Raw genomic sequence first — 21,932 nt, 5'->3', positions numbered from 1 at the left:
AACCTGGACTGCGTGACGTCATGCCGCTGATCTGTCTCCCCGGTCCGGCGCCAGCGTGATCGGCTGGTCCAGTTCGAAGGTGGCACTGCTCAGCACCGAACGCGACTCCGAAACATCGTCCGACAGGGCGCGCTGCTTGATCTGGTTGGTTTCGGCCAGCTGGACCACGCCGCCGGCGCTTTGCGGCGGCGGGGCGGAGACCTGGGTCTCGGCGCGGGAAGCAACCGTCTGGGTCTCGCCGCGATATTTGCCGGGCTCGACCAGCAGGCTGGCGGAGACGAAGCCCGGCGTGCCATCGGCGAGACGAATGCGCATCCATTGGCCCGACGTGCCCGAGACCATCCGCGCCTCGACCACTTCACCCGCCTTCAGGCCGCCGATCTGGCGGCTGGACGTGCTGGGCAGCTCACGGACGCGGGTGGATTTCGAGGCGACGCGGCTCAACAGGGGCCCCGCCACCTGATAGCTGGCGGAGGTGACCGCCGGGGGCCGGGTGCGGCCGTCGAAGTGGGAAATTTCGCTCGCGGCATAGGAATATTGCTCGCCGCGTTCGTTCATCTTGCCGCCGACGTCCTCGGCGTATTTGATTTCCCATTCGAATTTCTTCTTCACGTCGGCGAGTTTCGCCCTGGCCTCGTCGGCGGTCAGGCGGCCGGCGCGATAGTCGGCGCGGATGCGGTCGGCCTCGGCGGTGCGGCAGGCGCGGACGGCGCGGAAGGCGGTCGTCGTGCGGTCGATCTGCTGGTTCTCGGAATAGATATCCTTGTAGACGCCGCCGACCAGCATGGCCGGACTGCTGTTCGCTTCGGCCTTGGCGCTGTAATAGCCGGCAGCCGCCCCCGCGACGCCGCCCACGGCGGCGCCCGCCAGCGTGCTTTCAAGGTCCCCGCCCGAAACAAGGGCGCCGGTCAGGGCGCCCAGGGCGCCGCCGCTGACGGCGCCGACCACCATGGCCTGGGTGAAATAGTCGCCGATCGAGGTCAGCTGGCCGCGCTGGTTGCCGCAGGCATCGTCGGAAGCGATCTGGCCGCCCGGGGCCGAGGCATCGGGCGTGCAGGCGCCAAGTCCGGGCGCGACCGCGAGGCCGAGGATCAGGCCTGCAACCAGCGGGCGCTTCAGGAAGGCGATGGACGTCGCCATGATATGTGTCCCCCTCAGGATCTGTCGAAGCGCAACTCTAGTTCAGGTCGGACGATTTTGCACGGCGCGGGCATGTGATCCCGGTCACGCCCGGCAGCTTTTGCCGGCTTGCCACCCGGCCGTTTTCCCGAGCGCCGCGGAAACCCTGACCTTCGCCGCTGGCCCGCTCCTTGCAGATCACCGGACATGGGCGCCCGCCCGCGGGGGCCGGACAAGAGAAGAGGGAAACCACATGTCCTATGTCGGCTATTTCAGCACGGCTCTGTCGGGACTGAACGCGCAGTCTCAGGCGCTGAGCGCGATTTCGACCAATATCGCGAATTCGACCACCACCGGCTACAAGCGGGTGGACACGAATTTCGATGCCCTGGTCAACGAAGCCAGCGCCACCAGCTATCAGTCGGGCGGCGTGAAGGCTTCGCCCTTCTATGCCAACAATGTGCCGGGCTCGACCGAGGCGACCACGATCGCGACCAATCTGGCCATTTCCGGCAACGGCTTCTTCGTCACCTCGAAGCCGACCAGCGTGACCACCTCGGGCACGAGCTTCGAGGATCGCGACTATTACACCCGCGCGGGCGATTTCCAGTTGAACGGCGACAATTATCTGGTGAACGGCACCGGCTATTATGCCCAGGGTTACACGGTGGACGAGACCACGGGCCTCGCGACCGGGGCGCTCGGCGAAATCAAGGTGCCGGGCGCGACGCTGGCCCCGGAGGCGTCGGGCCTGATCACCTATCGCGCCGACCTGCCCGCCGATGCGGCGGTCGGGGCGACGGTGAACAATTCGGTCGATGTCTATGACTCGCTGGGCTCCGGCCACACGGTCGACCTGACCTGGACCAAGACCGGCGACAATGCCTGGTCCGTCGCCATGGGCGCGGAAGACGATACCTCGGGCGGCGGCGCCACCTTCGCCGTCACCTTCGACAGCGCCGGCCTCCTCGCCTCGGCGACGCCGGCACCGCTCTCGACCAGTTTCACCTTCCCCGGCGCGGCGCCGCAGACCATCGCGCTCGACCTCGGCACGGTGGGCGCGGCCGATGCGGTCACGCAATATTCGGGCACGACGGTCGATCTCGGCGACATCAAGGCCGATGGCTACGCCAAGGGCAGCTTCAGCGACCTGTCGATCGACAGCCAGGGTTACGTCACCCTGAACTACGACAATGGCCGCAGCGTCGTCGGCTTCCAGATGGCGCTGGCCAGTTTCAACGCGCCGCAGAACCTGCAGTCCGTCGATGGCCAGGCCTTCCTCGGCACGGCGGCGGCGGGCACGGCCCTCGTGGGCCATGCCGGCGAAAACGGCCTCGGCACGCTGAACGGCTCGTCGGTCGAATCGTCCAACGTCGATATCGGCAAGGAATTCACCGATCTGATCACCACCCAGCGGGCCTATTCGGCCAATGCCAAGGTGCTGACCACCGTCGACGAGATGTTGCAGGAAATCCTGAACGTCAAGCGCTGAGCCTGACGCGGCGACCATGCGAGGAAACATGCCATGAGCCTGTCCGGTGCCATGAATATCGCCCTGAGTGGCCTGAACGCCCAGCAGCGGGCGCTTCAGGTCCTCGGCGGCAATGTTTCCAACGCGACCGACGAATCCTATACCCGCAAGTCGATCACTTCCTCGGCCAGCGCCGGCGGGGTGACGACGGCGGATGTGACGCGGGCGACCGACAACGCGCTCGCCCGGGATCTGATCGCCTATACGTCGCTGGCGGGCCAGGCCGACGCCCAGTCGACCTATATGTCCAAACTCTCGACCCTGTTCGGGGTCAGCACCTCGGACGCCGGGCTCGCCAGCGCGGTCTCCGATCTCAACGATGCCTTCGCCGTGCTGCAGTCGACCCCCGACAGCAGCACCGGCCAGGCCGAGGTCATCGCCAAGGCCGATGCCCTGGCCCGGAAGATCAACGATCTGATGGCGGGGCTCGAGAGTATCGACAGGGAAATCCAGCAGGAAACCACCGACAAGGTCGGCCAGGTCAATGATCTGCTCGAGAAGATCGACACGCTGAACAAGCAGGTGAAGACGGTGGCCGCCGCGGGCGGCGACAAGACCACCCTCGAGGACCAGCGCGACGCCGCCGTGCGCTCGCTCGCCCAGCTGATCGACGTGAAGACCATCGCCCGCGGCGACGGCAGCCTCGCGGTCTATACCGCGGGGGGCGAGAGCCTCGTCGATCAGGACGCCACCCGCCTGGCCTATGACGGCACCGATATCACCCGCGAGGGCGACACGCGGTCGCTGAACGGCTCGATCCGCTCGGGCGCCCTCGCGGGGCTTCTGGCGCTTCGCGCGACCGGGACCAGCGCGACGGCCGGCACCGCGGTCATCAGCGAACTGAAGGATCAGGTCCAGGCCTTCACGGCCAGCCTGACCAGCACCGGCGCGGGCGATTTCGCGACGGCCTATGACAGCGCGACCACCGCGACGGGCGAACTCGCCTCCGGCTTCTTTGTGATGACCGGCGGCACGATCTCGGTCAATGCGGCGCTTCTCGATGGCACCGCGACCCTGAAGCAGGCGGCGATCAGTCCGGCTTCGGCCGCGCTCGTCTCGGGTAGCCACGGCATCTCGGCCGGGGGGCTGACCGTCACCGGCGAGGATTACGCCGGCATCGCGAGGTCGATCATCTCGTCCCTGTCGGCCGATGTCGGCGCGGTCACCAACAGGGCCGATCTCGCCGACGCGACCAAGACCGAGGCCGCGACGCGCTTTCAGTCGTCGGTCGGCATCAACATGGACGAGGAGCTGGCCAATCTGCAGGTGCTGCAGAATGCCTATGCCGCCTCGGCCAAGGTCATGCAAACGGTGAACCAGCTCTACGACAGCCTGTTCGCGATCATAAGGTAATCCGCCATGATGTCCGTCACGACCTACGCCAGCCAGTTGCAGACCCTGAACAACATCAAGCGCAACCAGAGCGCGGCGAACGAACTGTCCAATCAGGTGGCGACGCAGGTCAAGTCCGGCGACCTGTCGTATTACGGCGGTCTCGACGCCGGACGCATCCTGAACAGCCGGCAGCAGGTCTCGCGGCTCGAGGCCTACAACAAGGGCATCGACATCGTGACGCCCGAGTTGAAGTCCTATGATCTTCAGGTCTCGCGCATGGACGAACTGGCCTCCTCGGTCTCCAAGGCCCTGCAGGGCCAGGGCACCTATGACCCCGAGGACGAGAGCGAGATCGGCACGCTGATCGATACCGCCCTGACCGAACTGACCTCGCTCCTCAACGAGAAGGTCGGGGGCCGCTATCTGTGGTCCGGCGGCAATTACGACGCGGCCCCGGTCGGCGACCTGACCGGCCTGCCCGATCTGACCGCCGCCGATCCTTTCGCGGCCGCGACCTCGCCCACCCTGCCGGACTATTATCTGGCGGCGCCCGGCAGCGACGACGTCGCCTGGCACGAGGCGAGCTTCTCGCCCGAGGCGGGCAAGACCGTCACCTATGGCCAGGTGGCGGCCGATCCGGCGATCCAGCGCCTCGTCTATAGTCTGCAGATGGCGAAGAGCGCCTTTGCCGCTTCGGCGGCCGCGCCCGACGACGCCACCGCGAAAGCGACCTGGACGACTTTCCGCACCCAGGCCCTGAGCGAACTTGACAGCGCCCGCGACGGCCTGAAGAGCCTGGGCACCGAGATTTCCATCGATCTGAGTTCGGTCACCGACAGCGCCAAGGCCAATGACACGATGATCAACATCTTCAAGGACGAGGAAGGCGGTATCGTCGATATCGACACGGCGGAGGCGGGCGTGAAGCTGACGCAGATCCAGAACCAGCTGCAGGCGACCTATTCGATCGTCGCGTCGCTGGCCGATACGTCGCTGGTCAAGTTTCTCTGACGCGAACGGGCGTCAGGCCCGCAGTTCGATCCGGGGGGCGGGCGTTTCGCCCGTGGCGGCATCTTCGGTAACCGAAGACGCTTCCCCGCCAGCGGCGGCGGTCTGACCCGAGGCGGACACCGTGCCCCGGCTATCGGCCTGGTGGCGGCGGTATTCTTTCACCACATGCTCGCTCGGATACTGGTTGCGAACCTCGCCCGTGGAAGGGTCGCGCAACTGCAGGATCGTCATGTCGATCGAATTGTCATAGGTGATGCGGGGGCTGAAATAGGCCGGTCCGGCTTCCTGCACGGCCTGCGCCGTCTCGACGGTGACGCCGCTGCCGGATGCCCGCGTGGACGCGAATCCGCCTGCCGCGTATGACGACTGAAGGGGCGCCTGGGCCAGGCTGCTGTCGAACACCATCATGGCTGAACCGGACGGGTGCCGCGTTGGGCCGGTGAAGCGTATCGCCGGGAGGGGATCACGTTACCGTCAGGGGACCTGGGTGCACCCGAAAAAGACCCGTCCCTGTGGATAATTCTCCAGAAATGGGGGCAATGAGTCAAGGGCCAAGGCGATTTTGCCGGGCGGCGCCGAATCTTCCTCCACAACCGGCAGAATCTGCCGGCCGGCGGCGCCGGCCTTGAATCCGCGATTCCTGTATTATTCAATAATATCAATGCGTTATGTAGTTTTGCCGACTTGGCACGAGCCTTGAAGTCCTCTGGCTGAGCCCCGCCGCAGAATGGCGCGGTCCGATACCAGAAAGGACAAGGCATGAGCGACATCCATCTGACGTCCACATCGAGAGCCAATCTGCTCTCCCTGCAGGACACCACCAATCTCGCCAACAGGACCCAGGGGCGTCTTTCGACCGGTCTGAAGGTCGCCAGCGCGCTTGACGACGCGGTGGCCTATTTCCAGTCGAAGAACCTGACGGACCGCACGGCGGATCTGACCGAGCGCAAGGACGGCATCGACCAGGGCATTTCCTCGCTGAAGTCGGCGTTGAATTCGACGCAGTCGGCGGAAACCATCCTGAAGCAGATCAAGGGTGTCGCCATCTCGGCCAAGACCGCCGACACGGAAACCAAGGCGGATCTGACGGCGCAGTTCTCGGACCTCCTCAACCAGCTGAATTCGCTGCTTGGCGATGCGTCCTACCAGGGCACCAATCTGGTCAATTCGACCGCCCAGAACCTGACCGTCCGCTTCTCGGAAGTCACTTCGGCGGAAGTCGTGGTGAACAGCCGCGATCTGCGGGCCGGGGCGCTGATCACGGTCGGCGGTACCGCTGGTGCCGCGGGCTCGGTGATCCTGGCCGGCTTCCTGACCGGCGCCGGCTCGGCGGGCGCGGCCGCGGGCTTCTCGGACATCGCGGCGAGCAAGCTGATCACCACGATCGACACGATCACCGACTCGCTCGACACGGCGATTTCGAAGGTGCGCGCGGCGACGGCGAGCCTCGGCTCCAATGTCACCCTGCTGCAGACCAGGCTCGACTTCACCAAGAACTACATCAACACGCTGACCGAAGGCTCGGACAAGCTGACCCTCGCCGATCTGAACGAGGAAGGCGCCAATCTGGTCGCCCTGCAGACCCGCCAGCAGCTCGCCCTCAAGGCCCTGAGCTTCGCCGGTCAGAGCGAGCAGAACGTCCTCCAGCTCTTCCAGTAAGACGTCGAAACAGCGATAACGGAGATCCGTCATGACCGAACTCAACACCGCTCTCTCGGCCCGCGAAGAGGCCGCCTATCCCTTCCTCGAATGCGCCGTGATGCTGGACAACGCCCGCAAGGGCGAGCCCACGATCCAGCTCGCCGATGCCCTCGACGTCAACGCGGCGCGCTGGCAGACCATCGCCAACCGGGCCATCGTGCGCAGCCGCCAGCTGCCGCCGACGACCTCGGAGTTCTTCAGCCGGGCCAGCCGCTTCATGGTCGAGGCGGCGCGCACCCTGCGTCAGCAGCCGGACGACAATGTCATCGAGATGATGATTCACATGAACCTGAACATGTCGGAGACCATCCTGACGGCGCGTTGAGCGCCGGCACCCGGGGCCGGAGGGATGCCCTCCGGCCGGTGGGGGCTAAAGCATGACCACCCTGTTGGCGCCGCTGCTCTTGGCCCTGTACATGGCCGCGTCGGCGCGCTTGATGGCCTGGGCCGGATCGGCCGCGACGCCGAGCGCATCGGCGATGCCGATGCTGGCCGAGATCTGGACCGTGTTTCCGCCGATGTCGAAAGGCTGGCAGAGCGCTTCCCGTATCCTCTCGCCCGCCAGCAGCAGGGCGGTATCGTCGCCCGCCTGGGGCTGCAGCACGAGGAATTCGTCGCCGCCGATGCGGGCCGCGGTATCTTCCGACCGGATATTGGCCTGAAGCCTTTCGGCCACCTGAAGCAGAAGATCGTCGCCCGCCTTGTGCCCCAGCGTGTCGTTGACCGCCTTGAACTTGTCGAGGTCGATGAAGAACACGGCCACCCGGGCATGGCGCCGGTCGGCCTGGCTGACGGCCTGGTTCAGACGGTCGGTGAAGAGCGTGCGGTTGGGCAGGCCGGTCAGGGCGTCGAAATTCGCCCGCTTCCAGATTTCCTGATCCTGGCGCTTGCGCTCGCTGATATCGGACAGAAGGGCGACATAGCGCAGCACCTGTCCTTGTTCATCCCGGACCACGTTGATCTTCAGCCATTCGATGAACAGGTTGCCGTCCTTGCGCCTATTGGTGATTTCGCCTTCCCAGTAGCCCTTGAGCCGCAGGCTTTCGTGCATCTGTTCGTAGAATTCCTCGTCGTGCTGTCCCGATCCCAGCAGTTCACCGGGCACCCTGCCCTGCGCTTCATGGGCGGCATAGCCGGTGATGCGCGTGAACGCCGGATTGACGCTGATGATGCGCTGGTCGGCGCCGGTCACCATGATGCCTTCGCCCGCGGCCTCGAAGACCGACTGGCTGGTCCGCATGGAATCTTCCAGCTGGACAAGGCGGGTGACATCCGAGAAGGCGAGGATGGCCCGGTCGGGCGCTTCCCCGTCCTGATTGGGGATCGGCCGGGAATTGAACGATAGCCAGCGGCGCTGTCCATGGTCCTGAATGCTGAACAATCCGTGATGGCCCGGCCGCCTCGAAGCCTGCATCGAAGGATAGCGCTCGACCGGGACGCGCTTGCCGTCCATGTCGTAGAGCGCGACCACTCGTGCCTTCAGTTCATCTGAATCGACCGCGAGAAGGCTCAGGGCGGCCTCGTTCCACAAGGTGATATTGCTGCTCTGGTCGATGACCATCATGCCGTCTGGCATCGCATCGAACAGTTGTTTGTGCAGGATGTCCAGACGATGCAGGCGCTGACGCAGACCGACGTCGCGCAGGATGACGACGCCGACGCCGCCGATCAGCACCAGCGCCAGCACGGTCGTGATCATGTGGGCGCGCAGTTCGGCGTCGATCGCCGCCTCGGTCCTCGATCGCAGACCGCGCCCGTCCGCCGATGCCGTGACCGCCAGCGGGCTGCCGCCGATGCGCTGCCAGGCGACGATCCTGTCGGGCCCGTCGCGGTCCTTGTGGACAATGCCGGAAGGCCTGGCGCGGGGACCGAGCAGCCAGGCCGTGTCCGCGAAGACCTGGCCGATCAGATCCGCTCCGGTATTCGTCGCCATGATGATGCCATCGGGCAGGTGGATGACCGAAAGCTCCTCGGTGATGTCGGCCGCGCCCAGGCGCGACGAGAAATAGGACGGCGGGACGGCGAGGACGATGGTGCCGGCGAATGTCCCCGCGTTTTCAAGTCGCCGGGACAGAATGACGGTCCATTGGCCGGAATATTGTCCGATCAGCGGGGCCGAAATATACAGGATGTCCTGGCCACCACCATCGCGATGACGGCGGAAATACTCGCGCTCGCTCGCGTTGACCGATGCGCGTTCGTCGACGCTGCTGAACGAATTCCTGCCATCCGCGTCCATGATCCAGAGCGACAGGGTGCTGTTCGACGCGAACAGGGTTTCGATGCGCCGGACGGCGGCCGGAAAACTGGCCCTGTCGGTCTGATATTGAGTGCGCAGATCCTGCAGGACGAAGTCCACTTCACGGATCACGGACTCCATCTGAAGAGCAGCTGATTTCGACGTGAGTACAAGCGACCTGTCGATTTCGGATTGCGTCTGCTGCCGGCGTTCATCCATGCCAGCAAGCAGGTAAAACCAATAGGTCGCGAGGATTGCTATCGTGCAACTGAAAGTTATGAACATCAGAACGCGGATTTTGCGAAATGACAACATCGAGCGTTCGGCTTTCTTAACCCGCAATTCCAATAGCGGCTTGGTCGGACCCTAGTTTTGCCGCAAAGTCGCTAATTTTCCATTATAGATTTGATGAATGGCCGAAATTGATCGTTATTAATTCGATGAGCTCGGGCGGAAAGCATTTATATCGGGATTTGGGGCGAATTTTTCATCGCAGAATGTCGATATCACCCGGCACAAGGCTTGCCCGGTCGCTGGTGCGTCGCCGCGCAGATCGAGGGCGAGTTCCGTTGGTGGCACCGGGGGCAGACCGGAATCCGTGCCCAGGATGCGATGGCCGGACCCGGCGATCCGTTCTTCCAGCAACGCGATGCCCAGCCCCCCGGCGACGGCGGCCTGGATCCCGGCGAGATTGGGGCTCTCATAGGCGATCCGCCAGCGCCGGCCCGTGCCTTCGAGGGCGCGGATCGCCCGCTCGCGGTACAGGCATCCCGGCATGAAGGCGACGAGGGGCAGGGGGGTCTGTGGTGCCGGCGGGGGCGTGTCGGCGCCGGCCAGCCAGACCAGTCGTTCGGGCCAGATGCCGAAGGCCGGGCCGGATGCCGGCTCCCGCTTGGCCAGGATGACGTCGAACTGCCCGCGCGCGAGGCCTTCACGCAGGCGAACACTGAGATCGCAGCGCACCTCCAGCCGCACCCGGGAATGGCTCCGGGCAAAGGTGGCGATCACTTCGGTCAGGGCCGTGACGGCGAAATCCTCGGGAATGCCGAGGCGGAGGATGGCGGGGCGGGCTTCCCCGCCCAGGCTGAGCCGGGCCTCGTCGGCGATATCGAGCATCCGGCGGGCATAACCCAGCAGGGTTTCCCCCGCCTCGGTCAGATGCACGCCACGGCCGCCCCGGTCCAGCAAGGGTTTGCCGACATCCTCTTCCAGCCGGCGGATCTGCTGGCTGACGGTCGACTGGCTGCGGTTCACCCGCTCGCCCGCCCGGGTGAAACCGCCGGTATCGACGACACTGACAAAGCTGCGCAGCAGGTCGAGGTCGAACATCACGGGGCTCCATCATCCGATTATCGAATGATGATCATGGAATCATCCAATTTCCAAATGATTTGGGTGCGCGCTAGGGTCGGGATGGTTCAGGAGCGTGACCATGCCACATACCGCCGCCAGCGAAAGTCCATCCCCGTCCGGTCGTGCCGGCGAAATCCTTCTGCTCGGCCTGTTCTGCCTGTTGTGGAGTTCCGCCTTCGCCCCGGCGAAGATCGCCCTGGTCGATTGCCCGCCCCTGCTCCTGCTGGCGGTGCGTTTTCTCGCGGCGGCGGGCTTGTGCCTGTGGCTCGGCCGGCTGCGGGGCGAGGGGGCTCTGCCCGGCGGGCGGGCGATGGCGGCGCTCGTGCTGCTCGGCCTTCTCAACAACGCGATCTATCTCGGCCTGTCGTGGAGCGGGATGCGCACCGTGTCCTCGGGCTTCGCCGCCGTGCTGATCAGCGCCAATCCCCTGCTGACCGCGGCCATCGCGGGGCCGGTGCTGGGGGAGCGGATGACCTGGGGCAAGGCGACGGGCCTGTTGCTCGGTCTTGCCGGGGTCGCCCTCGTGCTGCGCTCGCGCCTTGGGGACGGGCTGGAGGATGGCGCGGGAACCCTGCTGGTGGTGGGCGGGCTGCTGTCGCTGGTCGCCGGCACCATCGCCTTCAAGCGGCTGGCGCCGAAAACCGTCGGTCCCTGGACCGGGAACGGCATCCAGTTGCTGGGGGCGGGGCTGGCGCTTCTGCCGGTCGCCCTGATGATCGAGGACGCGGGCGCAATCCGGCCGACCCTGCCGCTGGTGTTGACGCTGCTGTGGATGGTGTTCGGCGTTTCGGTTGGCGGCTATTACCTGTGGTTCCGCATTCTCGATCGTAACAGCGCCACGGCGGCCAGCAGCCTGCATTTCCTGATGCCGCCCCTCGGCCTTGGCTTCGGCTGGCTGATCGCCGGTGAAGGTGTGCCCGCTGGCGATCTGATCGGCATTCTGCCGATCACCCTCGGCATCGCCCTCGTCACGCGGCAGGCGCGGAACGCTCGGCCCTGAAGCGGGTCCTGGCGGCTGCTGGCGGGGTGCCGCGCATCTGGCCCTGGGTCGACAGCAGGATGACGGTCAGCGCCTCGATCAGGCGCTGACGGTCGATCTTGCCGCTCAGGCTTGTGCGGGATTCGAAGTGGATATGCGCATCAGGGGCGAGGACATGGCCATCGGCGGCCTTGTCGTCGGCGGCGGCGAGGGCCGCCACCCAGCGCCGCCGCCCGTCCGGGTCTTCGGCGGAAAAGGGCAGGGGGCCGAGATCCGCGCCGATTTCAAGGACGCCGTTCTCGAGATGACCGTCATAGCGGGTGCCCGCGAGATGGAAGCCGAAGGTCGAGAGCGTGGACAAGGTCGGTCATCTCCTATAGAGCGAAGCCACGGATTTTCGGCTGGCCATCCGTCCTCCGCGGCCCCATATCCCAACTTCGGCCCTTTCCGCTTAACAGAGCCTTAAATCGATCATGAGCGACCCGAAGAATGCGCGCCCGGCCGTCCCCACCGGCTGGCAGACGATCCGCCTGTTCCTGCCTTACCTGTGGCCGGCCGATCGGCGCGATCTGCGCCTGCGGGTGCTCTATGCCATCGGCTTCCTGGTGCTGGCCAAGATCGCCAATGTCATCGTGCCCTATTTCTACAAGGCGGCGGTCGATGCCCTGTCGGTGAAGGCGACGGTGGTTACCGTCCCCATCCTGATGATCATCGCCTATGGCCTCGCCCGGGTTGGCTCGCAGGCCTTCGCGGAACTGCGCGACAGCGTGTTCGCCCGGGTCGCTCAGTTCGCCGTGCGCCGGCTCGGTCTTTCGACTTTCGAGCATCTGCACCGGCTCTCGATGCGCTTTCATCTCGACCGGCGGACGGGAGGGCTCAACCGGGTGATCGAGCGCGGCACCAAGGGCATCGAACTCGTGCTGCGCTTCGCCCTGTTCAACATCGGGCCGACCATTCTCGAGATCAGTTTCGTGCTGATCCTGCTGGCGCTGGGCTTCGGCTGGCCCATGGTCAGCGTGATGGTGGCGACCATCATCGCCTATATCCTGTTCACCTTCCTCGTCTCCGAGCGGCGCATCAAATACCGCCGCGAGATGAACACCCAGGACACGGACGCCAACACCAAGGCGGTCGACAGCCTGCTGAACTACGAGACCGTCAAATATTTCTCGAACGAGGCCCATGAGGCGCGGCGCTTCGACAAGGCGCTGATGGCTTATGAGAAGGCGGCGGTGAAGAGCCAGACCACCCTGTCCCTGCTCAACGCCGGGCAGTCGGCGATCATGGCGGCCGGGCTCGGCGGCGTGATGTATCTGGCGGGGGTCGGCGTCGCCGATGGCACCATGACCGTGGGCGACTTCGTCCTCGTCAACACCTTCCTGATCCAGCTCTATATCCCGCTCAACATGCTCGGTTTCGTCTACCGCGAGATCAAGCAGGGCCTGATCGACATGGAAGCGATGTTCAACGTCCTCGACGTGCCGGAAGAGGTGCGGGACAAGCCGGACGCCAAACCCCTGCGGGTGACGGGCGGCGAGGTCCGGTTCGAGGATGTCTCCTTCCGCTACGACCAGCGCCGGGGCATCCTGCGCGACGTCTCCTTCACCGCGGCGCCGGGCAGCACGGTCGCGATCGTCGGCCCCTCTGGCGCCGGCAAGTCGACCATCAGCCGCATCCTGTTCCGCTTCTACGATATCGAGCAGGGCCGGGTGACGATCGATGGCCAGAATATCGACGGCGTGACCCAGGCATCCTTGCGCAAGGTGATCGGCATCGTTCCGCAGGACACGGTGCTGTTCAACGACACGATCCGCTACAACATCCGCTATGGCCGGCCCGAGGCCAGCGATGCCGAAGTGGAACAGGCGGCGAAACTCGCCCGCATCCATGATTTCATCGTCTCGCTGCCCGATGGCTACGACAGCATGGTGGGCGAGCGCGGCCTGAAACTGTCGGGCGGGGAGAAGCAGCGGGTGGCGATCGCCCGCACGATCCTGAAGAATCCGCCGATCCTTCTCCTGGACGAGGCGACCTCCGCCCTCGACACCCAGACCGAGAAGGAGATTCAGACCAGCCTGAAGGAGATTTCCCGCGGGCGCACGGCTATTGTCATCGCGCACCGGCTGTCTACAGTCGTTGACTGCGACGAGATTCTGGTCCTGGACAAGGGCCGCATCGTCGAGCGGGGCACCCATGACGCCCTGCTGGCGAAGGGCGGCCAATATGCCGGCATGTGGCAGCGCCAGCTCGAGGCGGTGGAAGCCGAGGCGAAACTCGCCGAAGTCCGCGCCGAGGGTCTGGCCGTCGGCCCCTGACGGCAGGGAGAGGTTACGTGGATATTCTGGCTTCGATCCGTTCGGTCTTGCACCCCCTGCATCGGGAGGGTGTCAAATTCGTCGCGATCTTCGCGATCGCGACCCTGATCCTGTTCCTGATCTGGCGGCCGCTGGGCTGGCTCGGCGTGGTGCTCACGGTCTGGTGCGCCTATTTCTTCCGCGATCCGCCGCGGGCGACCCCGTCGCGACAGGGCCTGGTGGTTTCCCCCGCCGATGGCAAGGTGGTCGATACCTCGCTGGCGGTGCCGCCGGCCGAGCTTGGCCTTGGCGAGGCGCCGCGCCCGCGCATTTCCATCTTCATGTCGGTGTTCGATGTCCATGTGAACCGGATGCCGGTCACCGCCACCATCGACCGCATCTCCTATCGCCCCGGCAAATTCCTCAATGCCGCCGACGACAAGGCCAGCGACGACAACGAGCGCAACTCCCTGCGTCTCGTCCTCGACGACGGTCGTGACCTCGGCGTCGTGCAGATCGCGGGGCTCGTCGCCCGCCGCATCGTCTGCGATGTCGGCCCCGGGCAGAAACTGTCCGCCGGCGAGCGTTTCGGCATCATCCGCTTCGGCAGCCGGCTCGATGTCTATCTGCCGGAAGGGGTGGCGCCCCTCGTCGCCGTTGGCCAGCGCGCCATCGCTGGGGAAACGGTGCTGGCCGATTTCACCTCGGTCGAAGGCCCGCGCCTCGTCACGGTCGGCTGACGGGGGCGGGGATGAGCGACTGGGAAGGCTGGAATACAAGGGTTCGCCTGCGGCGGCGCAAGGCCCGGAGCTATCCGCCGCGCCTGAACCGCCTGCCGGCGCGCAGCCTGCTGCCCAACATGCTCACCACCTTCGCGCTTTGCGCCGGGCTGACCTCGATCCGCTTCGCGCTCGAGAACAAGTTCGAGCTGGCGGTGGCCGCCATCCTGATCGCGGCCCTGTTCGACGGGATCGACGGCCGGGTGGCCCGCATGATCAAGGGCACCAGCCGCTTCGGCGCCGAGCTTGATTCCCTGTCGGATTTCCTGTCCTTCGGCGTCGCCCCGGTCGTCGTCCTCTATCTCTGGACGCTCAGCGATATTTCCGGCTTCGGCTGGATCGCCGTGCTGTCCCACGCGGTGTGCTGCGCCCTCCGCCTTGCCCGCTTCAATGTCGCGATCGACGATCCGGACAAGCCGGCCTGGACCTCGGGTTTCTTCACCGGCGTGCCCTCGCCCGCCGGGGCGGCCCTCGTCCTGCTGCCGATCATCGCCAGTTTCAGCCTGGGGCCGATGCCCTTCCATTCGCCCTATCTGGTCGCCGGAGTCGCCGTCCTCGTCGCCTTCCTGATGGTCAGCCGCATTCCGACCTTCTCCTTCAAGAAGATCCGCATCCACCGCGACTGGGTGCTGCCGACCCTGGTCTTCGTCGGCATCGGCACGGCGCTGGCCCTGTCCTATCCCTGGCAGGTGCTGGGTCTTCTCATCGTCATCTACGCCGTGACCATCCCCTTTGGCCCCATCGCCTGGCGCCGCGAACAGGCCAAGGCGGCCGAGCGCGCGGCGCAGGCGCAAGGCGAAGACGAGAAGCCGCAGGCCCTCTGACCCCCGCGCCCTGGAGCGCCATACGCGGAAGGTATCGACAGCCTCGCGAATAGGTATTGGACCCCGGACACCCTGATGCACGAATCCTGATCGTGGCCATCGCTGGCTACCGCTGGCGGTGGAACAATAATGAAACAGGGAGGAAGGGCATGTTCGTCAGGAACTGCTGGTACGTCGCGGGCTGGGACTACGAGTTGCCGCCGGGCAAGATCCTGGGCAAGACGATCGCCGATCAGCCGTTGGCCCTCTATCGAAAGCAGGATGGCACCGTCGTCGCGGTCGAGGACCGCTGCTGTCACCGTCAGGCCGCGCTGCACCTCGGCGAGATCGAAGGGGACTGCATCCGCTGCATGTATCACGGCCTGAAGTTCGACGCTTCCGGCCGCTGCGTCGAGGTCCCCGGACAGGCCCGCGTCCCCGAGCGCGCCATGGTGCGGACCTATCCGGTGGTCGAGCGGGACAACTGGCTCTGGGTCTGGATGGGCGAGGTTGACCGGGCCGATGCCGGTCTGATCCCCTTCTCGGTCGGCCCCGGCGATCCCGATTGGGACATGCGCCCCAGCTCGATGACCTTCAACGCGGATTATCGTCTCGTCCTCGACAATCTGCTCGATTTCTCTCACCTGACCTTCGTTCACCGGAAGACTTTCGGCGGCGAGGATTACGCCACCAGCCTGCCCCGGATCTCGAAGCTGGCGCGCGGCTTCAGGGTCGAGCGCTGGGTCCGCGACACGCCGGCCCTGGTCTTCGCCCAGCATGTGATGACCGGGCGCTACGACATGCTGCTGGATTACACGGTGCAGATGCCCTGCGTCTTCGTCATGCGGTTCCAGGTCTATGAAGCGGGCAAGGCCACGGAGGGTCCGTCCGACGGCAAGCTGCTGCTCGACACCTGGACCTGCCAGTCGGTGGTGCCGGCGTCGGCCGGGGAATGCACCTATTACTTCTCGTGGGGGGCGAGCAAGGCCACCGCCGGGCAGGAGGTCGGCGATCTGCTCTACGCCGGCATCCACAAGGCTTTCCTCGAGGACAAGGAAATGATCGAGGCGCAATACCGGAACATCCGCCGTGATCCCGATCGGCCGGTGATCAACATCGCGCATGATGCCGCGGTCAATCAGATGCGCATCCTGCTGGAGCGGACGATCGCCGCCGATAACGCGGGTCTCGCCGCCGAATGAAAAGGGGTGGCGAAAGGGGGCCAGCGCCCCCTTTCGTCAAGGCGTGCCGATGGATGCCGTCCGCCGTCCGGTCCAGCGGCGCAGGCGCGGCCCCCAGGTCTCGCGCAGGCGCAAGGGCAGGGCGAGCAGGCAGGGGGTGACGACGAGGGTCAGCACCGTCGCGAAGGCGAGGCCGAAGGCGACCGCCGTCGCCAGTTGCACCCACCATTGCGACGACGGCGCGCCCACGGCCACTTCCCGCCCGATGACGTCGATGGTGAGGCCGAGCGCCATGGGCAGGATGCCGATGATCGTCGTGAAGGTGGTCAGCAGCACCGGGCGCATCCGCTGGGCGCCGGTGCGGAGGATGGCCTCGTAAGGCTCCATGCCGAGGCCGCGGAGTTCCTTGTAGGTATCGATCAGCACGACATTATGGGCGACGACGACGCCCGCCAGCGAGATGACGCCGATGCCGGTCATCACGACCGAGAACAATTGCCCGGTGATCAACAAGCCGGCGAAGACGCCGATGGTCGACAGCGCGACCGCCGAGAGGATCACGAAGGTCGAGTAGAAGCTGTTGAACTGGGTGACGAGAATGATCGCCATCAGGAACAGGCCGACGAAAAAGGCCTTGGCGAGGAAGGCCCCGGCGGCGGCCGTCTCCTCGTCCTGGCCGCGGAACTTGATGGTGACCGACGGGTCGAAACTCTGGGTCGCCATCCAGGCCTTGATCTCGCGCACCTTCTCGTCCGGCAGGATGCCGGCGGCGACATTGGCCTGCAGGGTGATCACCCGCTTGGCGTCGACATGCATCAGCTTGCCGGTCGTCGGCTCCGCCGTCCGGGTGACGAAGCTCGACAGCGGCACCTGGCCGAGGCGGGTTTCGAGCCGCAGCTGGTCGAAGGCATCGAGATTGCGGAGCGTCTCGGGGAAGCGGACGCGGATATCGATTTCCTCGTCGGCGTCATCCGGGCGGTATTCGCCGATCTTGATGCCATTGGTGACGAGCTGAACCGCGTTGCCGACCGAGGTGATGTCGGCGCCGAAACGGCCGGCCTGACCCCGGTCGACCCGCAGCACCCAGTCGATGCCGGGCAGGGGACGGCTGTCTTCCTGATCGATCAGGCCCGGCATGGCTTCCAGCTGGTTGCGGATGCGGTCGGCGGTTTCGGGCAGGGCGAAGGGGTTATTGGCGGCCAGTTCGATCTGGATCGCCTTGCCGACCGGCGGGCCGACGTCGGGCAGGCGGGTTTCGACCGCGATGCCGGCGATCCGCCCCGCCGTCTCGCGGATCTCGCCCAGGATCTCGGCCGATTTGCGGCGCTGGTTCCAGGGGGTGAATTCGACCGTGATGTTGCCGATGGTGTCGGGCGCCGCGTCGGTGCCGGCCGGCGGCGCGCCCACCGTCGTATTGGCGATTTCGATGCCGTCGATGCGGAGGACGATGTGTTCGACCTCGCGCATCAGGGCATCGCGCTCGTGAATCGACAGATTGCCCCGGGCGTGGACGAGGACGATCGCCCGCTCGGGCTCGACCTCGGGGAAGAACTGCACGCCCTTGCCTTCCATCGCGTAGATCGCCTGCAGCGCGACGAGAAGACCGATGCAGCCGAGCAGGATCTTGCCCGGGTGGCGCAGGGCCTTTTCCAGGGAGCGGGAATACCAGCCGGTGAAACCGGGCAGGGTGCGGACGTCGCCGCGTTCGGTCACGGCGATGAAATGCTCGGTCCTGGCATCGGTCGCGCCCGGCTTGCCGAAGATGGCGCCGAGGACGGGAATGAACATCAGCGCGATCAGGATCGAGCCCATCAGGGTGACGATCAGCGTCAGCGGGATATAGGACATGAACTTGCCGGTGATGCCCGGCCAGAACAGCAGCGGCACGAAGACGATGGCGGTCGTCGTCGTCGTCGTGATCACCGGCCAGGCCATGCGCTTGGCGGCGATGGCATAGGCGTCGCGCCGGTCCATGCCCTCGGTCATCTTGCGGTCGGCGTATTCGACGACGATCACGCCGCCGTCGACCACCATGCCGACGACGAGGATCATCGAGAACATGACGAGCATGTTGAGGGTGACGCCCATCGCCGCCAGCAGCACGAGACCCAGCAGGAAGGAGCCCGGAATGGTCAGCGAGACGAGCCCGGCCGAGCGCCCGCCGAGCGAGCCGACGACGACGACCATGACCAGGAAAACGGCGATCAGCACCGAGTTCTGCAGGTCGAGCAGCATGTTGTCGATTTCCTTCGACGCATCCTGCGCGTAATCGATCTGCACGTTCGGCGGCAATTCGGCCTTGGCGTATTCGACGATGGCCTTCACCTTGGCCACGGTCTCGATGATGTTGCGGCCCGCGCGCTTCTTCACCTCGAGGGTGAGAGACGGCTTGCCGTTCACCCGGGCGAAGGTTTCCGGGTCCTTGAAGGTGCGGCGGATCTCGGTGATGTCGCGCAGGGTGACGACACCATCGCCCGAGACCTTGATGGGCAGGGACAGCACGTCTTCCGCCGTCTCGAACAGGCCAGGCACCTTGATCGAGAAGCGCCCGGCGCCGGTATCGAGCGCGCCGGCGGCGACCAGCCGGTTGTTCATGCTGACGATCTGGATCAGTTCCGACTGGCTGATCCGATAGGATTCCAGCTTCAGCGGATCGACCACGATTTCCAGCAATTCATCGCGCTTGCCGGTGATGTCGGCCGACAATACGTCGGGCAGAGCCTCGAAGGCGTCTTCCAGCTTGCGGGCGATGGTCAGCAGCGTGCGCTCCGGCACATCGCCCGAGAGGGAGACGAGCAGGATGGGGAAGAGCGAGATGCTGACCTGGGTGACGATCGGCTCCTCGGTATCGGCGGGGAGCTTGGGCTTGGCCTGGTCGACCTTCTCGCGCACGTCGGCCAGCGCCTTGTCGCCGTTGAAGCCGGCATCGAATTCAAGGAGGACATAGGCATAGCCTTCGCCCGCCTCCGAACTCATCTCCTTGATCCCCTCGATCGAGCGAAGCTCCTTCTCCATGGGCTTCAGCAGGAGCCGCTCGCCATCCTCGGGCGAGATGCCCTCATGGATCATGTTGACGTAGATATAGGGGATCTCCGCGTCCGGCTGGGCCTCGCGCGGGATGGTCAGATAGGTCGAGAGCCCCGCGACGCTGAGCAGCACCAGGAAGCTGAGAACCGTGCGCGGATAGCGCAGGCACCAGTCGATCAGCGCGTTCACGAGTTGCCACCTTCGCCCCGGGTCACGTCGACCTTCTGGCCCGGCAGCACGAAGTCCTGGCCCACGATGATGACATCGGCCTTGTCCGGCAGGCCGGTGACGAAGACACCCCGCTCGTCGCTGCCGACGATGGTGACCGGCAGGAAGCGCACGATGGTATCGGCGTCGACGATCTTGAGGCCGATGGTGCCCGCGCTGTCGAGGCTGAGGATCGCCGGAGACAGGTGATGGGCGGGCACCGGCGGCGTCGGCACATGCGCCTCGGTGGTGATGCCGGCCTTCAGCGCGCCGTCGGCATTGGCGACCTCGATCTCGACGCGGAAGGTGCGGGTGTCGGGATCGGCCTTGGTGGCGACGAAGCGGACCTTGCCGGTCACCTCCTGGCCGGTGATCAGCCGCGCCCTTGCATCGGCGCCGACGCGGATGCCGGCGATCTCGCGCTCGGCGACCTGGCCGACGATCAGCATCGGATCGGCGTCGACGATGGTCGCGCAGGCCTGGGGGCCGCCGGGGTTCAGCACGTCGCCGATCTCGGCCGTCGTATCCTCGATCACGCCATCGAAGGGCGCCTTGATCTCGATGTCGCTGAGTTCCTGCGTCATCCGGCTCAGCTTGGCCCTCGCGGCGTCGAGCTGGGCACGGGCTTCGGCCAGGCGGTTGGTGGTGCCGTAGCCGGCGCCCTTCAGCTGGGAGGCGGCGTTATATTCCATCTCGCGCTGGCGCAATTCGGCCTCGGCCTCGGTCAGGGCGGCCTGGCGATCGCGCAGGGACAGGCGGCAGATGACGTCCCCGGCTTTCACCACGGCGCCGCGGCGCACCAGGATCTCGCTGACCGAGCCGGTGGTTTCCGCCTTGAGATCGACGCTGCGCACCGCTTCCGTCCGGCCGCGCACGGTGATCGAGCCGGTGTGCTCGGCGGCGGTCGAGGCGCTGACCCGGACCCGGGGCAGGACCGTCGGCGTGCTGTCCGCGCGATCCGCCGGCGGCGGGGTCGTGCTTTCGGCCTTGCCCGACAGGGCGCCCGAAGCGATCCAGACCGCCATCAAGGCGGTCATCGCGGTGGCGATGACATAGGATTTACGCATGACATTCCCCCCGTCAGTCCCGGCCGGCGGGCGCGAGCGCCGCGCCATCCGGGCTGATCATGTTCCGATGGTGTTCCATGAAGGCGATCGACGCCAGCAGCCGGGCCCGGCCGAGACCGATCGCGAACTGGAGATTGGCCATCTGGCTGCCCGGATCCGCGCTCGTGGCCTCGAGCCGGGCCAGGGCGTCGCGGTGCTCCGCCAGATGCTGGTCGATATAGGTCTGCACGGTCGCGTCCGGCAGCAGATGGGCGAAGATCATCGCCATGGAGAATTCCGAGCGCACGCGGTCCGGCTGGATGCCGGCGGTCAGGCTGGCGATGAAATGCGCGCGGCCGCGGGGCGTGATCGCATAGACCTTCTTGTCCGGGCGGCCGTGCTGTTCCTCTTCCCGCGAGACGACGAGGTCTTCCTCGGCGAGGCGGGTCAGCGCCGGATAGATCGAGCCGAAGGACGCGTCGAAGACGCCGTTGAAGGTGCCATCCTCGAACAGCTTCTTGATCTCGTAACCCGTGGCCTCGCCAAAGGTCAGCAGGCCGAGGCAGACAGTCTTGATATCCATGCCGTTTCCGGTTGTGCCGCCGCGCCGATTTCCATGATTTTATATCGAACCGATATATTCACGACCGATACATGCCGGATCGGCCCGTTCGGCGTCAATCGCCCTTATTGCAATGCGCAGGGAGATATGCGTTGAATTATTGTGTGCAATTCGTCGATTGCATGGCTGAAAACACCCTCCCGGGGCGGGGGTTACGCCCCGAAGGCAAGACTTCGTGCCGTTGAACCCCAAATTTGATTTGAATGTGGGGCAAACGCCGCATATCGTTCGAGTGCTCCCCAAAGCGCAGGTCACCAAGTATCGGTGGTGCCGGCAAAGGAATCTGTGCGTCGCGGGGTGCGTCCGACAAAGCATTTGCGTCGCCGGGGTCGAGCGGCGCGTCTCTCAAGGTCTCATCCAGTGCCGAACAACGTCAAAGCGCGTGTCAAGTGGTTCAACAGCATGAAGGGCTTCGGTTTCGTTGCCCCGATCGATGGTTCCCCTGACGCCTTTCTTCATGTCTCCGTCCTCAGCTCCGCGGGCTATGGCGATCTTCCGGACGGAGCGGAACTCACCGTTGACATCGGCGAAGGTCCCCGCGGACCGCAGGTCCAGCGCCTGATCGATGTCGTTGGCGTCGAGCCCGGCTCGGCCCCTCCGCATCGCGCGCCCTTCGGCGACCGTGGCGGCTTTGGCGATCGTGATCGTGGCGGTTTCGGCGGCCGTGATCGCGGTGGCTTCGGCGGCGACCGCGGTGGCTTCGGC

Annotated in this window: 19 protein-coding genes; 11 read left to right on the top strand and 8 right to left on the bottom strand. The window is 65.6% G+C overall.

The genetic code is table 11. The annotated features are described in order from the left end of the window. Positions 1 to 18 precede the first annotated feature (18 nt). Positions 19 to 1,140: an SH3 domain-containing protein gene (locus WAZ62_RS20840; RefSeq protein ID WP_422645453.1), complete on the bottom strand. Its 1,122-nt coding sequence runs from the start codon at positions 1,138 to 1,140 to the stop codon at positions 19 to 21. Positions 1,141 to 1,372: 232 nt separating this feature from the next. Here WAZ62_RS20840 and flgE point away from each other — a divergent pair, with 232 nt between their 5' ends. From flgE to WAZ62_RS20825, 3 genes are read left to right on the top strand one after another with little or no spacing between them, the layout of a single operon-like run. Beyond that, the gene (gene flgE, locus WAZ62_RS20835) at positions 1,373 to 2,611 is read left to right on the top strand and encodes a flagellar hook protein FlgE (RefSeq protein WP_422645452.1); all 1,239 of its coding nucleotides are present in this window, start codon (positions 1,373 to 1,375) and stop codon (positions 2,609 to 2,611) included. 33 nt (positions 2,612 to 2,644) lie between these two features. Further along, positions 2,645 to 4,003 carry a flagellar hook-associated protein FlgK gene (flgK, locus tag WAZ62_RS20830; RefSeq protein WP_422645451.1) on the top strand — a complete coding sequence of 453 codons (1,359 nt, stop codon included), beginning with the start codon at positions 2,645 to 2,647 and terminating at the stop codon, positions 4,001 to 4,003. Positions 4,004 to 4,009: 6 nt separating this feature from the next. Next, on the top strand, positions 4,010 to 4,996 hold the full coding sequence (locus WAZ62_RS20825) for a flagellin (RefSeq protein WP_422645450.1): 987 nt from the start codon (positions 4,010 to 4,012) through the stop codon (positions 4,994 to 4,996). 12 nt (positions 4,997 to 5,008) lie between these two features. On the opposite strand, the gene WAZ62_RS20820 is transcribed toward WAZ62_RS20825, so the two are convergent. Continuing rightward, on the bottom strand, positions 5,009 to 5,404 hold the full coding sequence (locus WAZ62_RS20820) for a hypothetical protein (protein WP_422645449.1): 396 nt from the start codon (positions 5,402 to 5,404) through the stop codon (positions 5,009 to 5,011). 351 nt (positions 5,405 to 5,755) lie between these two features. Between WAZ62_RS20820 and WAZ62_RS20815 the strand changes: the two genes are divergently transcribed. Both WAZ62_RS20815 and WAZ62_RS20810 read left to right on the top strand, forming a co-directional pair. Further along, positions 5,756 to 6,655 carry a flagellin gene (locus WAZ62_RS20815; protein ID WP_422645448.1) on the top strand — a complete coding sequence of 300 codons (900 nt, stop codon included), beginning with the start codon at positions 5,756 to 5,758 and terminating at the stop codon, positions 6,653 to 6,655. Between the two features lie 31 nt (positions 6,656 to 6,686). Then, complete coding sequence (locus tag WAZ62_RS20810; protein ID WP_422645447.1) at positions 6,687 to 7,022, top strand: hypothetical protein; 336 nt, start codon at positions 6,687 to 6,689, stop codon at positions 7,020 to 7,022. 45 nt (positions 7,023 to 7,067) lie between these two features. Here the strand turns inward: WAZ62_RS20810 and WAZ62_RS20805 are convergent, their stop codons facing one another. Both WAZ62_RS20805 and WAZ62_RS20800 read right to left on the bottom strand, forming a co-directional pair. Then, on the bottom strand, positions 7,068 to 9,155 hold the full coding sequence (locus tag WAZ62_RS20805) for a diguanylate cyclase domain-containing protein (protein WP_422645446.1): 2,088 nt from the start codon (positions 9,153 to 9,155) through the stop codon (positions 7,068 to 7,070). A gap of 213 nt (positions 9,156 to 9,368) precedes the next feature. Beyond that, positions 9,369 to 10,265: a LysR substrate-binding domain-containing protein gene (locus WAZ62_RS20800; protein WP_422645445.1), complete on the bottom strand. Its 897-nt coding sequence runs from the start codon at positions 10,263 to 10,265 to the stop codon at positions 9,369 to 9,371. 103 nt (positions 10,266 to 10,368) lie between these two features. Between WAZ62_RS20800 and WAZ62_RS20795 the strand changes: the two genes are divergently transcribed. Then, a complete protein-coding gene (locus WAZ62_RS20795; RefSeq protein WP_422645444.1) occupies positions 10,369 to 11,289 on the top strand; it encodes a DMT family transporter in 921 nt (306 codons plus the stop codon). On the opposite strand, the gene WAZ62_RS20790 is transcribed toward WAZ62_RS20795, so the two are convergent. Further along, the gene (locus WAZ62_RS20790) at positions 11,258 to 11,629 is read right to left on the bottom strand and encodes a hypothetical protein (RefSeq protein WP_422645443.1); all 372 of its coding nucleotides are present in this window, start codon (positions 11,627 to 11,629) and stop codon (positions 11,258 to 11,260) included. The genes WAZ62_RS20795 and WAZ62_RS20790 overlap by 32 nt on opposite strands. Positions 11,630 to 11,741: 112 nt before the next feature. Here WAZ62_RS20790 and WAZ62_RS20785 point away from each other — a divergent pair, with 112 nt between their 5' ends. The 4 genes from WAZ62_RS20785 to WAZ62_RS20770 all read left to right on the top strand — a co-directional run bounded on the left by WAZ62_RS20785 (position 11,742) and on the right by WAZ62_RS20770 (position 16,346). Then, positions 11,742 to 13,583, top strand: coding sequence for an ABCB family ABC transporter ATP-binding protein/permease (locus WAZ62_RS20785; RefSeq protein ID WP_422645442.1), 1,842 nt, complete (start codon positions 11,742 to 11,744; stop codon positions 13,581 to 13,583). A gap of 17 nt (positions 13,584 to 13,600) precedes the next feature. Then, positions 13,601 to 14,302 carry a phosphatidylserine decarboxylase gene (locus WAZ62_RS20780; protein WP_422645441.1) on the top strand — a complete coding sequence of 234 codons (702 nt, stop codon included), beginning with the start codon at positions 13,601 to 13,603 and terminating at the stop codon, positions 14,300 to 14,302. 11 nt (positions 14,303 to 14,313) lie between these two features. Next, positions 14,314 to 15,165: a CDP-alcohol phosphatidyltransferase family protein gene (locus WAZ62_RS20775; protein WP_422645440.1), complete on the top strand. Its 852-nt coding sequence runs from the start codon at positions 14,314 to 14,316 to the stop codon at positions 15,163 to 15,165. 149 nt (positions 15,166 to 15,314) lie between these two features. After that, on the top strand, positions 15,315 to 16,346 hold the full coding sequence (locus WAZ62_RS20770) for a Rieske 2Fe-2S domain-containing protein (protein WP_422645439.1): 1,032 nt from the start codon (positions 15,315 to 15,317) through the stop codon (positions 16,344 to 16,346). 36 nt (positions 16,347 to 16,382) lie between these two features. Here the strand turns inward: WAZ62_RS20770 and WAZ62_RS20765 are convergent, their stop codons facing one another. The 3 genes from WAZ62_RS20765 to WAZ62_RS20755 are packed head-to-tail and all read right to left on the bottom strand — an operon-like array spanning position 16,383 to position 21,188. Beyond that, positions 16,383 to 19,541 (bottom strand): efflux RND transporter permease subunit, encoded by a 3,159-nt coding sequence (locus WAZ62_RS20765; RefSeq protein ID WP_422645438.1) that lies wholly within the window; start codon positions 19,539 to 19,541, stop codon positions 16,383 to 16,385. Next, the gene (locus WAZ62_RS20760) at positions 19,538 to 20,626 is read right to left on the bottom strand and encodes an efflux RND transporter periplasmic adaptor subunit (protein WP_422645437.1); all 1,089 of its coding nucleotides are present in this window, start codon (positions 20,624 to 20,626) and stop codon (positions 19,538 to 19,540) included. The genes WAZ62_RS20765 and WAZ62_RS20760 overlap by 4 nt, the downstream gene beginning before the upstream one ends. 13 nt (positions 20,627 to 20,639) lie before the next feature. Continuing rightward, positions 20,640 to 21,188 carry a helix-turn-helix transcriptional regulator gene (locus tag WAZ62_RS20755; protein ID WP_422645436.1) on the bottom strand — a complete coding sequence of 183 codons (549 nt, stop codon included), beginning with the start codon at positions 21,186 to 21,188 and terminating at the stop codon, positions 20,640 to 20,642. Positions 21,189 to 21,629: 441 nt separating this feature from the next. On the opposite strand from WAZ62_RS20755, the gene WAZ62_RS20750 reads away from it, so the two are divergent. Then, positions 21,630 to 21,932: cold-shock protein (locus tag WAZ62_RS20750; protein WP_422645454.1), on the top strand; the 303-nt coding region annotated here is incomplete at its 3' end.

Origin of the sequence: Zavarzinia sp. (assembly GCF_049306435.1) — a bacterium.
Taxonomy (GTDB): domain Bacteria; phylum Pseudomonadota; class Alphaproteobacteria; order Zavarziniales; family Zavarziniaceae; genus Zavarzinia.
This window is presented reverse-complemented; position numbering and strand designations above follow the sequence as displayed.

Excerpts from the sequence above, each read along its gene's own strand:
- WAZ62_RS20840 (WP_422645453.1), bottom strand. The coding sequence starts at position 1,140 with ATGGCGACGTCCATCGCCTTCCTGAAGCGCCCGCTGGTTGCAGGCCTG.
- WAZ62_RS20800 (WP_422645445.1), bottom strand. The coding sequence starts at position 10,265 with ATGTTCGACCTCGACCTGCTGCGCAGCTTTGTCAGTGTCGTCGATACC.
- flgK (WP_422645451.1), top strand. The coding sequence starts at position 2,645 with ATGAGCCTGTCCGGTGCCATGAATATCGCCCTGAGTGGCCTGAACGCC.
- WAZ62_RS20770 (WP_422645439.1), top strand. The coding sequence starts at position 15,315 with ATGTTCGTCAGGAACTGCTGGTACGTCGCGGGCTGGGACTACGAGTTG.
- WAZ62_RS20785 (WP_422645442.1), top strand. The coding sequence starts at position 11,742 with ATGAGCGACCCGAAGAATGCGCGCCCGGCCGTCCCCACCGGCTGGCAG.
- WAZ62_RS20810 (WP_422645447.1), top strand. The coding sequence starts at position 6,687 with ATGACCGAACTCAACACCGCTCTCTCGGCCCGCGAAGAGGCCGCCTAT.
- WAZ62_RS20825 (WP_422645450.1), top strand. The coding sequence starts at position 4,010 with ATGATGTCCGTCACGACCTACGCCAGCCAGTTGCAGACCCTGAACAAC.
- WAZ62_RS20755 (WP_422645436.1), bottom strand. The coding sequence starts at position 21,188 with ATGGATATCAAGACTGTCTGCCTCGGCCTGCTGACCTTTGGCGAGGCC.
- flgE (WP_422645452.1), top strand. The coding sequence starts at position 1,373 with ATGTCCTATGTCGGCTATTTCAGCACGGCTCTGTCGGGACTGAACGCG.
- WAZ62_RS20815 (WP_422645448.1), top strand. The coding sequence starts at position 5,756 with ATGAGCGACATCCATCTGACGTCCACATCGAGAGCCAATCTGCTCTCC.
- WAZ62_RS20775 (WP_422645440.1), top strand. The coding sequence starts at position 14,314 with ATGAGCGACTGGGAAGGCTGGAATACAAGGGTTCGCCTGCGGCGGCGC.
- WAZ62_RS20760 (WP_422645437.1), bottom strand. The coding sequence starts at position 20,626 with ATGCGTAAATCCTATGTCATCGCCACCGCGATGACCGCCTTGATGGCG.
- WAZ62_RS20805 (WP_422645446.1), bottom strand. The coding sequence starts at position 9,155 with ATGGATGAACGCCGGCAGCAGACGCAATCCGAAATCGACAGGTCGCTT.
- WAZ62_RS20795 (WP_422645444.1), top strand. The coding sequence starts at position 10,369 with ATGCCACATACCGCCGCCAGCGAAAGTCCATCCCCGTCCGGTCGTGCC.
- WAZ62_RS20820 (WP_422645449.1), bottom strand. The coding sequence starts at position 5,404 with ATGATGGTGTTCGACAGCAGCCTGGCCCAGGCGCCCCTTCAGTCGTCA.